The organism is Mangrovibacterium sp. (assembly GCF_059905295.1).
Genome location: NZ_JBZQJF010000094.1, coordinates 1 through 10768, shown reverse-complemented (window position 1 = coordinate 10768; position 10768 = coordinate 1). Strand labels below are relative to the sequence as shown.

Annotated in this window: 10 protein-coding genes; 5 read left to right on the top strand and 5 right to left on the bottom strand. The window is 44.2% G+C overall.

Features of this window, described 5'->3' with window-relative positions; genetic code table 11:
- The first annotated feature begins 295 nt into the window (after positions 1-295).
- Entirely contained in the window at positions 296-1012 is a 717-nt protein-coding gene (locus tag AC37HE_RS05155; protein ID WP_500781717.1) for a tRNA1(Val) (adenine(37)-N6)-methyltransferase, read from the top strand.
- Here the strand turns inward: AC37HE_RS05155 and AC37HE_RS05150 are convergent.
- A complete protein-coding gene (locus AC37HE_RS05150; RefSeq protein ID WP_500781716.1) occupies positions 1009-1515 on the bottom strand; it encodes a flavodoxin domain-containing protein in 507 nt (168 codons plus the stop codon). The two genes, AC37HE_RS05155 and AC37HE_RS05150, sit on opposite strands and share 4 nt — an antisense overlap.
- 154 nt (positions 1516-1669) lie before the next feature.
- Here AC37HE_RS05150 and AC37HE_RS05145 point away from each other — a divergent pair, with 154 nt between their 5' ends.
- The 3 genes from AC37HE_RS05145 to mtaB are packed head-to-tail and all read left to right on the top strand — an operon-like array spanning position 1670 to position 5068.
- Positions 1670-2350 (top strand): ferredoxin--NADP reductase, encoded by a 681-nt coding sequence (locus AC37HE_RS05145; RefSeq protein WP_500781715.1) that lies wholly within the window; start codon positions 1670-1672, stop codon positions 2348-2350.
- A 60-nt stretch (positions 2351-2410) separates the two neighbouring features.
- Entirely contained in the window at positions 2411-3766 is a 1356-nt protein-coding gene (gene miaB / locus AC37HE_RS05140; protein WP_500781714.1) for a tRNA (N6-isopentenyl adenosine(37)-C2)-methylthiotransferase MiaB, read from the top strand.
- 3 nt (positions 3767-3769) lie between these two features.
- Complete coding sequence (gene mtaB / locus AC37HE_RS05135; RefSeq protein WP_500781713.1) at positions 3770-5068, top strand: tRNA (N(6)-L-threonylcarbamoyladenosine(37)-C(2))-methylthiotransferase MtaB; 1299 nt, start codon at positions 3770-3772, stop codon at positions 5066-5068.
- A gap of 253 nt (positions 5069-5321) precedes the next feature.
- Here the strand turns inward: mtaB and AC37HE_RS05130 are convergent, their stop codons facing one another.
- Positions 5322-6617, bottom strand: coding sequence for a glucuronyl esterase domain-containing protein (locus AC37HE_RS05130; protein ID WP_500781712.1), 1296 nt, complete (start codon positions 6615-6617; stop codon positions 5322-5324).
- Between the two features lie 224 nt (positions 6618-6841).
- On the opposite strand from AC37HE_RS05130, the gene AC37HE_RS05125 reads away from it, so the two are divergent.
- Positions 6842-7645, top strand: coding sequence for an HAD-IIA family hydrolase (locus tag AC37HE_RS05125; RefSeq protein WP_500781711.1), 804 nt, complete (start codon positions 6842-6844; stop codon positions 7643-7645).
- 164 nt (positions 7646-7809) lie between these two features.
- On the opposite strand, the gene AC37HE_RS05120 is transcribed toward AC37HE_RS05125, so the two are convergent.
- The 3 genes from AC37HE_RS05120 to AC37HE_RS05110 form a co-directional block, all read right to left on the bottom strand.
- Positions 7810-8922, bottom strand: a complete 1113-nt coding sequence (locus AC37HE_RS05120; protein ID WP_500781710.1) for a TlpA family protein disulfide reductase — start codon at positions 8920-8922, stop codon at positions 7810-7812.
- 223 nt (positions 8923-9145) lie between these two features.
- Positions 9146-9688, bottom strand: a complete 543-nt coding sequence (locus tag AC37HE_RS05115; protein ID WP_500781709.1) for an REP-associated tyrosine transposase — start codon at positions 9686-9688, stop codon at positions 9146-9148.
- Positions 9689-10178: 490 nt separating this feature from the next.
- Complete coding sequence (locus tag AC37HE_RS05110) at positions 10179-10646, bottom strand: hypothetical protein (protein WP_500781708.1); 468 nt, start codon at positions 10644-10646, stop codon at positions 10179-10181.
- Between the last annotated feature and the right edge of the window lie 122 nt (positions 10647-10768).

Below are 10768 nucleotides of genomic sequence, written 5' to 3'. Positions count from 1 at the left end.
TCTCTCTTCTTCATAACCAATAGAATGAAACGCCGTTGCGTTCAATTATTCGGGGGGCAAAAGTAGAAAATACTTTATATCGGCAAATAAAAATGCTGTTAAAATTCACTTGTCAGAGTTTTTAGTTAAAGTTTAGGTGATGAATATGACGTAAGTAGCAGTTTATTAGGAGTTTGTGTTTTTGTTGTTCCCGGATTCTAATGTTTCTGCAAGGTGAAATTTCATATGAAGTCACCTGTTTTCTGTTGTTTTTACTAGCTTGGTCGGCATAAAAAGGATCATTTTTCAACTTAAAATGGGGCGAAACAACTTCTTTCAGTTTAAAAAATTTCGGATTGTACAGGACAAGGCAGCTATGAAAGTTGGCATTGATGGTGTGCTTCTGGGGGCCTGGATTAATTATGAGCAGGAAGCTAAGATCCTGGATGTCGGTACCGGCACGGGCTTGCTGGCCTTAATGGCTGCACAACGAACTGCGGCTTTGATTGATGCGGTTGAAATAGAAGCTGAAGCTGCAGAAGAAGCAAATCAAAACTTCAGGCAATCACCCTGGGGGGACCGGCTTCGGCTGTTTATATGTGCCTTTCAGGATTTAGAAGTGGCTGATCGTTACGATCATATTATCTCTAATCCTCCCTTTTTTGATGATACAAAAACACCGAAATCGAACGATCAAAAGCGGGCTACAGCGCGACATGCTGATCGTTTGAAATTGGAAGAACTGCTGGTTAAAGCAGTAGGTTTGTTGAGTGAGGATGGTCGGATAAGCCTGGTTTTGCCGGCAGATCAGGAAGAACGTTTACGTGCTGAGGCGAGCCGGTTGGGCTTATATGTGAATCGTTGCGCCAGGGTATTTCCGGATGCAGAACGTTCGTCACACCGGATCCTGGTTGAATTATCCTTCAACGAAGGCATCGAATTTTGGGAGAGTATCTATATTCGTAATCGCGAAACCGGCGAATATACGGCTCAGTATCGGGAGCTGACCAGGGACTTTTACCTGGCTTTTTAGTTGTGGTTTGTGTTTGTTGAACTTTTAGGCTTTTTCATTTTTTCACTGAATCGCTGTATGGCATCGTGATCAATCTTAACCGTCGTTTTTTTGCTTCCCGTCATTTTTCTCACCATGAAGCGTTGCAGAAAATTCATCTTTTCAAAATAAAAAGCGCCTCCCATAATCGCTTCTGCTTTGGCATGTTGATGCAAAATCTCCGGGAAAGCATTTTTTAGTTGCGCCTGTGCTTCCACGCCCTTGTACATACAGCAAATAAAAAGACCGATTTCCTTTTGAGCGAGCTTGTTCGCATTTTTCTCGCAGAATGTTTGAAGCTCTTTCTGTATTTTTCCCATATGAATGGACCCACCCAAAATAATCCGCTCGTAGTCGTCTATCTGAATGCGAGGGTTATCTTTCAGGTTGACGATGGAGGCGTCTCCTCCCAGTTTTACAGCAATCCGGTGGGCCACGTTTATGGTACACCCATGGGTCGACATAAACAAGATTAGTGTTTTCATCAGTTGGTTTTCTTTTAAAATTACAACATTTGCGGGAAACAATGCAGCGCTTTACCGGTTTAGTAATCAATTAACAACTGTAAAGAATTTGAATAAGATAGATATGTCCTTTTTAGAAAAAATGAATATCTTTGCAGCCCAAATTTATTGAGCCATGACCATGGAGTTTAGACCAGACATTCAATTGGATGAAACCTTTTACAAGGTTCAAGAGATCAGAAAACTAACAGGTGAAGCATTTTCGCTGCGTTTGCCGAAGAGCCGTTTTAAATATCACGCGGGGCAGCATATCTCGTTGGGTATTCACGGCGATTATCAAAGTCGCGAGTATTCGATTTACAGTGGCGAGAACGACGAATACCTGGAAGTGTTGGTGAAGGAAGTGAAAGACGGTTATTTTTCGCCGAAGCTAAGTAAGCTTAAAGTAGGTGACTTGGTTGAAGTGAACGGTCCTTTCGGTAAATTCAAAATTGACGAGAAGAAAATTGCCGATCACAAATTTGTGTTTATTGCCAGCGGAACCGGTGTTGCGCCATTCCGCAGTATGGTGCGTACTTATCCGAACCTGAATTATACATTGATTCACGGTGTGCGTTACGGTAGCGAAGCATACGATAAAGCAGAATATGCACCGGAACGCCATGTGTTGTGCACATCGGGCGATAAAACGGGACAGGTGCACGGACGGTTGACGACCTACCTGAAGAGCTCGGATTTTGAGAAGAACACACAGTTCTATCTTTGCGGAAACAGTAATATGATTTTTGATGCGATTGAGATTTTAAAAGATAAAGGCTTCGATCGGGATCAGATTCACTGTGAAGTATATTTTTAACACCGTAGATACACACGGCCGTGTGTGTCTAACGATATTGATTACGTTGAAATAGGAAAGATGAAATACCATTTAATTACATTGGGCTGCCAAATGAATATTTCCGACAGCGAGCGTGTTGCTGCGGTGTTGGAGAATATGGGCTACCAGCGGACGGATAATGAGGATGAAGCCAATTTATTAGGCATGTTGGCTTGTTCGGTTCGGCAAAAGCCAATCGACAAGGTGTACAACAAGATTGCCCAATGGAATAAAGCCAAGAATAAGCGGAACCTGATCACCTTCCTGTCGGGATGTGTGTTGGCTGCCGACAAGGATAAATTGCTGAAACAGTTCGACATCATCTTCCCGATGAGCGAGCTGAGCCAGTTCCCGGATATGATCCGCAGTTACGGTGTTGTGAATGCGCATTCGTTGAAGGTAGCTGAGCCTAAGCCGGTGATGCCCAAGAATGAGCACATTGTTGACCTTTGGCAGATCCAACCGAAATATCAATCGACTTACGAAGCTTTTGTGCCCATTCAGAATGGTTGCGACAAGTTTTGTACCTACTGTGCTGTGCCTTACACTCGCGGTCGTGAGGTGTCGCGTCCATCAGCCGATATTGTTGACGAAGTTCGCCATTTGGTGAATCAAGGCTATAAGTCGATCACTTTACTGGGACAAAATGTGAATTCCTACGGTCTGGATAAGAAAGGTGAAGAAGTTTCGTTTGCCGACTTATTGCGCCAGATTGGTGAGTATGGTAAGCAGTCGGGTGAAGAGTTTTGGGTGTATTTCACATCACCACACCCGCAGGATATGACCCGCGAGGTGATTGAAGTGATTGCCGAATATCCTTGCCTGGCGAAACAAATACACCTGCCGATGCAAAGTGGCGACGAGAAGGTGTTGATTAAAATGAACCGCAAACACTCCATGGATAAGTATCGTGGTATTGTAGCCGATATTCGCGAGTTGTTGCCAACAGCGACTTTGTTTACCGACATCATTGTTGGTTTTACAGGCGAGGGCGATAAAGAATATCAGAATACCGTAACGGCTTTCCACGAGTTCAAATTTAATATGGCTTACATCGCGATGTACTCGCCGCGACCGGGAGCTGCCAGCTACCGTTGGAACGATGAGGTGTCGCAGGATGTAAAGAAAGAACGTTACCACGATTTGTCGGAGGTGATGAAAATTTATACCCGTGAGTACAACGAGAGTATGGTTGGTCAAACTATTCGCCTCTTGGTGAATGGCTCCGACCGGAAAACAGGTCACTCAATGGGCTTGACTGAGGGTAAAATCCAGGTGCGTTTGGATCGAAGGGCACCGGAGTTGATGGGACAAATTGTCGATGTGAAGATTACTTCAGCGGCAGATTTTTCGATGAGTGGAGAATTGGTACTTCAGGAAGAAACGGTGAACTAGGAGATGACTACAAAAAAACGCATTGCATTTAAAACGCTCGGATGCCGCTTGAATCAGTACGAAACCGATGCTTTGGTGTCGGACTTTGATAAAGCGGGCTACGAGATTGTCGACTTTAAAGATCAGGCCGATGTGGTGGTGGTAAACACCTGCACGGTAACGAACCAAAGCGACCAGAAGTCGCGGAATACCATTAGCCAGGCTGCCCGCAATAACCAGGGATCGGTGGTTGTGGTAACCGGCTGTATGGCCAACAACTATAAGGAAAAGCTGGAGGGTGAGCAGAAGATTACCTATGTGGTGGAAAATAACCGCAAAGGGTCGATCCTGAACCTGGTCGATGGCCATTTTGGAGGAGAGCTGATGCATCCTGAAAAGCTAAATGCCGATGTATTCCAGTTTCATGCAGTTGACAAAAGCCTACATACGCGTAGTGCCATCAAAATTCAGGATGGTTGCGACAACTTCTGTACTTTCTGTATTATTCCGTCGGTTCGCGGACGGGCAACAAGCCGCCCGATTCCCGAGATTATCGGGAATGTAAAGGATACGCTGGCGAATGGTTTCAAAGAGCTGGTGATTACCGGCGTGAACATTGGCCGCTATGATTGGGAAGGAAAGCGTTTCGAGGATGTGCTGGAAGCCATTCTGAATGTCGAAGGTGATTTCCGCGTTCGCATTTCATCACTGGAGCCGGATGGTTTTAGCGACGATATGGTGAAGCTCTTCGATCATCCGAAGATGACGCCGCACCTGCACCTGTGCTTGCAAAGTGGTTCCGACAAAGTCTTGTTGCGTATGCGCCGCATGTACGATTATGCCCGCTTCGAGCATGTTGTGAACCTGTTCCGCACAAAATTCCCCGATTTCAACTTTACAACCGATATGATCGTTGGTTTCCCCGACGAGAGTGAAGAAGAATTTCAGGATAGTGTGAATGCTGTGAACCAGTTTGGGTTCGGGCATGTGCACACCTTCAAATATTCGGTTCGCCGCGGTACGCGTGCCGAGCGGATGCCAAACCACATTCCGGAGAAAATCAAGACGGAGCGCTCAGCAATCTTACGCGAAACATCGGAAGATTGCCGCGACAAGTTCCTGAATTCCTTCATCGGGAAAACCGAAACTGTATTGATTGAAGGCGTTAATAAACAGGGTATAGCTAATGGCTATGGCGAGCACTACATCCCGGTTCATTTTGAAGGAAAAGGGCTGGAGAAAAACAGCTTCCACAAAGTGAAACTGGTCAAAGTTGAAGGCCGTGGCGAAGATGCTTATGTAACAGGTGAATTGGTTGACTAATCAATAATCCGTAAGATATTGAAAGAGCTTGTCCAGAAAGTCTGAAGAGCTTTTCTTAAACTATCAAATTGTAAGTCCATTCAAGCTACTGACCCCTAAATTCTCCCGAAACAAATTCGGGACAGGCTCTGAAGGGGACTTTAAGCCGCCCCTTTAGGGGAGGTTTGGAGGGGTAAAATCAGCAAGAGCTTTCAATATGTAAGTCTGAATTTTTCCTTGTCGACTTTTGGGACAGCCTCTTTTTGTATACTTTCTACTTGAAATGTATTCGGATAAAATCGATGAAGATATCGTAGTCGGCCGGTAAAGTGCCATGGCCTCCTGAATGCATATAATATCCCAAGTCATGTAATATCGGTGTTCCTGCTTTAGGCCAGACATCGGTTTCCAATCCCTTTTTGCCGAATAATTTATAGACCGGTTCAGCGGCGACGGCAGCCTCAAATTCGCCTTTGGGATCCGACCAGTAATCTGTGTCGCCGGTCTGTAATAACAAGGGGCGGGGAGCCATTAAGGCAATCATCATATGTGCATCAATAGGGCAGGAGTTGGGATCGTCTGCATACTTGGCACGATTGGAGCAGAACTGGTAGAAATAGCGTGTCGGGTGGATCATATGTTTGATCGTCTCCCCGTATTGCCTGCGGGATAAAGCAGCCCCACCTTCACCGGAACAGCTGGCTATCACCAGGCCAAATCTTTCGTCCCGGGCACCCGTCCATAACACTGTTTTGCCCAAGCGTGAAACACCATAAAGTGCGATCTGTTGCGAATTAACCATAGGGTCTGTCTCCAAATAATCCATAACACAACTTAATCCCCACGACCAGGCTGAAATAGCGCCCCATTCATCCGGTGCAGGGTATTCCTGACCGGGTTTCAAATAATGTCCTCGAATGCCGTACTTTATCCCTTCCGGAAAATCCGGTTCGATATCGCCGTAGTAGATGGTAGCTACCCCGATGCCCTTGGAAATGAATTTCTCAACATCAAAGAAGCCAAAGCTTCTGCCTTCGGAGGCCGGGATCTGCGTTCCGTCGCGGGTCCACATCATGCCTTGCCTGATGTCTGGATCATCCACCGTCAGGCAGTTTGGTGCAAATCCAATTTTTAAGAGCACAGGAGCTGGTTTCTTCGTGTTGGCAGGAAGATAAATCAACAAGTCGGCTTTGTAGGTGGTTGTATCTTCGGTAAAATAGATCGTCACCTGTTTTCTGATTGCCTGACCATGAAAAGCCGGTGTGCCTGCTTCAAAAACCTTGAAGCTGACATGCTGCCGGTCGGGAACTTTGCCGAACTGTTCCGTTTCAAACAGATCAAGTATTTCCTTACGCCTTTCATTTTCCCAGGTTGTGGAATCCTTGACCTTCTCTCCGTTGGAAAGGACTAAAAGGTCGGGAAGGGTATAGGAGGGAACCTTGGATTCATCTGTGTTAACCGGAATGCCGGCAACCTCGGTGGGCGTATTTTGACAGATCGCCGGAATGTGGATCAGCAAACATGCAAAGAGCAGCAGGATAAATTTGGGGACGGTTAGCGTTCGTTTCATTTTTAGCTTTTTAGGTTTCTGTTAAGTCGCGCATCACGATGCGTTTCATATCCTTTAAACGGATGGAATCGAAAGAAAGTCTGTTTTGAATGAAGCATTGTGATTCTTCGTGCTCTTTGATGCCGAGCGCAGTTTCTGCACAAAAAACAAGGGAGTTGGGAACTTTTTATCGCCGTAAAGGTTGTACTTTAACGCTTCATAAATACTCAAAAAAAAATCAAATCATGGTTGACAAGGCAATTATTGAAAAAATACGCCATAAATCAGGCTTCATTTGTGATATGGATGGTGTCATCTATCACGGTAATAAGATTCTCGACGGTGTGAAAGAGTTCGTTTCGTGGTTGCAGGCTGAGAACAAGAAGTTTGTTTTCCTGACCAATTCCAGCGAACGAACCATTAAGGAGCTTCAGGGAAAACTGTCGCGAATGGGACTGGATGTTGGTATGGAACATTTTTATACCAGCGCCCTGGCAACGGCTTCCTTTCTGCAAAGCCAAAAGCCCAATGGCAGCGCTTACATTATTGGCGAGGCTGGCCTGATTAATGCCATCTACAATGCCGGGTATTCGAGCAATAACATCGATCCGGATTATGTGGTGATGGGTGAGGCCCGCTCGTACAGCTACGAGGTGATTGAGAAAGCAGTGAACCTGGTGATGCGCGGCGCTAAATTGATTGGTACAAATCCCGACCTGAGCGGACCAATTGAAAACGGAATTGCCCCCGCCACCAAAGCTTTGATTGCTCCTATTGAGCTGGCAACCGGCAAGCAAGCCTATTTTGTGGGCAAACCAAACCCGCTGATGATGCGCATTGCCTTGAAACGATTGAATGTGCAGCGCGAGGAAACCATCATCATCGGCGACCGCATGGATACCGATATTGTGGCCGGTATTGAAGCCGAGATTGATACCTGCCTGGTGCTGTCGGGAATCTCGAGCCGCGAAACCATTAACGAATTTGCCTACCGTCCGCACTTCGTGTTGGATGGGGTGAACGAGATTGTGAAGAATTTTAAGGGCTAACGAAGTATCGGAAAAAGCTGGATCGGATTTGCAATCCGATCCTATTTAGCGAGGGATTTTTAATTCCGTATTTTTATTTCATTTATGCAGATTACAAATACGCAGATAAAAGCGTCAGGATTACATCCCGAGGATTCGGGACTGACTGCAAAAAGGTTTTTGTTTTAGTTAAATAGTTCATCCAGGGTGTCGTAAAATTCTTGGTTCTCTCCGCTACTTTTCAATACGATTTTACCTTCTCTGTCAATGATTAATTTTGTCGGATAATTTGTAATGCCGTAATTGTCCGAGATTATTTTATCCGCAGCAAAGAGGTTTGTCCAGTTCAGTTCATATTTTAAAACGGCATTTTTCCATGGCTCTTCGTGATCCTGGCAATCTATTCCGATGAATTCAACCCGATCTTTATATTTTGAATAATACGCTTTTAATTTCGGGAATCCTTTCACACAAGAGCCACACCAGGTACCCCAGAAATCCAAAACGACATATTTCCCTTTATAGTCCGATAACGAATGAATTTTACCTGCTGTATCAGGAAGGGAAAACGATGGGGCCGGCAAACTTTTTGTTGATGCAGTTAGCGCTTTTGAAACAAATTTACCGAAAAGCGAATTTTTAACTGCTGGAGTGAATCTATTGTAATATTTTGCCTTCGTATCAAGAGGAAATTTAGCTAGTAATTCTGCAGAATATTCCCAATCTGGATGTTTGGCAATCATCTGCAAATCAATACTGTCTAGCTGGGAACTAACGGATTGTAGTTCCTTATCTAACTCCGCAATTTTATTGCTTCCTACTGGTTCCTTTTCTTTTTGGATCGTTAACTGGTTAAATCTTTCGGAATACGGAAATTTGGCTTCTTCTACTTGACTCTTTTGGCGACCAATGTCGTTACCTGTGATGCTATATTTGATTCCATAATCGGCAAATGATGCGGAAACCACGATGTCCTCAGCGGGTTTAATGAAGAATCGGATATCCCGGTTTTGAAGTTCTTGTTTACTACTTTTTTCGGAACCAAAAACAGCATTAAACGAATCGCTGCTAATGATGACCAAATGCCACATGTCAACACCATAATTTAGTGTATAATTAAATTTACCGTCTGTGCATGAAGTGGTATCAAAAATTGGGTTTGCCCCTTCTTTTAATGGTAATGCAAGTACATGGATTGTTGCATTGGCAACTCCATCGATTGTTCCTTCAATATGTGACTCTTGAGCAAATCCGATAAAGGATAAAGAAATTAGAAATAAGGTAAGTTTTAGTTTCATTGTAGTAGTGGTTGTTTGATTAGCGAATACAATTTACAAAATAAACTAACCCTTCAATCAATTACTTATCGTTAAGTTTTCTGTTCTGCTAACTTCGCTTAGGCGGATTTGCAATCCGATCCTGCTTTAGTTCGGGATTTTTAACCTTTGCTGGATTGGATTTGTAATCCAATCCCATTTAGCCCGGGATTTGTAATCCCGATTATTATTCTCTGAATTATTTTTAAATAAATTCGATTTTAACGAGTCCTTTTTCTCCTGCATAGTCACGAGCCGAGCTATACAAGTAGTCTTCCGGTTTGGTAACAATTTCAGCTTTAACCGGATTATTGTGGATGTAGTTCATTTTTTCTTCTAAAAATGGAGTCATGTGTATTTCTTTGGCTTCGTTGCCATCCTGCCAAATCTTGTAGTAATGGATTTTAGGATTACTTTTCCCCGCGTACTCAAAATGATTTAATAGCCACTCTCTTCGACTTTCAGGAATCGTTTGGATTTTGTTGATAAGAGCTTTGCTTGTGAATTTCTTGAAATCACGAAGAATATCAGATAAAATGGTGTCATCTTTAGTTCCTGCGATCATGTGCAGATGGTTGGACATAAGACACCATGAATAAACATTTAATCCTTTGTGCTCAATGCAATAATTTAATGAACTGACAATCTCGTGCCTGTAATCTGGGCGGGTAAAAATATCGATCCACTCGACCACTGTCAAGGTTAAAAAGTACACATTCCCGGGTGTTATTTTATTTCGGATTCCCATGATTATTAAAGGTACTTGTTATTTCGTTTATGCGGATTACAAATCCGCGGTTAAAAGCGTCAGGATTATAAATCCTGACGAGCTGGAGCGGGGATATCGTAGATGGGTTAGGGGGATATGTTGGATCCCCTTGGGGTATCCCGAAGACCCTCGAGCCTATCCTCATGATGACTCTGGTCGTTTTGGGAACGACTGGGACAATTCTAAAGAGAACTGCAGTATATCGCCGAATGACTTGTAGGGTCGTACAAACGACTGCAGTCGTCTTTAACAGGTCTTCAGTCGTTTGCCGGATGAGTGGAGTTATTTCCAGGATGACTGAAGCCGTTTTCGGAATGCTCCGACTTATCCAAAAGAAGACCCGAGTCGATTGGATAATGACAGGAGTCTATATTAATAACCGTGATGTCGGGCTGGCAATTCCCGGATTGTGCAGTCAAAAGAAAGCGGAAGTCATTTTGTGGCTTCCGCTTTTTAGTTGGGCAAATCGTTACGATTGCGCGCTACGAGTGCCATTATCTTCGAACCGTTGTTTCAGGTCCTCATAAATAGGTTTCGATCCGGGGATGCTCATTTTTGAAGCTTGTTTTACCGAGCCATAGTAGCTCAGGGCAGCGACATAAGCTTCTGACCCTGCTTGTAGGCAGGTGTCGTTCAGGTCGGAGAGCAACTGTTCGATCGGGTTCATCAATTGTTGGGTTTGGGAGCGGGTGGTCAGGTCGACCGCGAAACCATCCGCGTCCAGGTAAGGCGGTGTAAACTCGGGATTTGTGCCGGTGTAATCGAGTGCTTTGTCCACAAAAGGCTCGGTGCCATCGGCCATTTTCGGTAGTTTCCTGCGTTCCTCGGTGGTCAACGCAAACAGGAAAGGTTTTAAATCGGCAGCTGCTGATTTGATTTTCTCTAGAGCTTGTGTAAGTACCTCTTCAGGAATTGAATTCGTTACTTTATCATCCATGACAAGTATATTTATTAATTACTAAATCTGTTTATCAATGAAAAGTTACGGACTTATGTTCCTATAATCCAAATGATTTCGAAAAAACTTCATGAACGACTATGTTTTGGGGGCTGAACGTG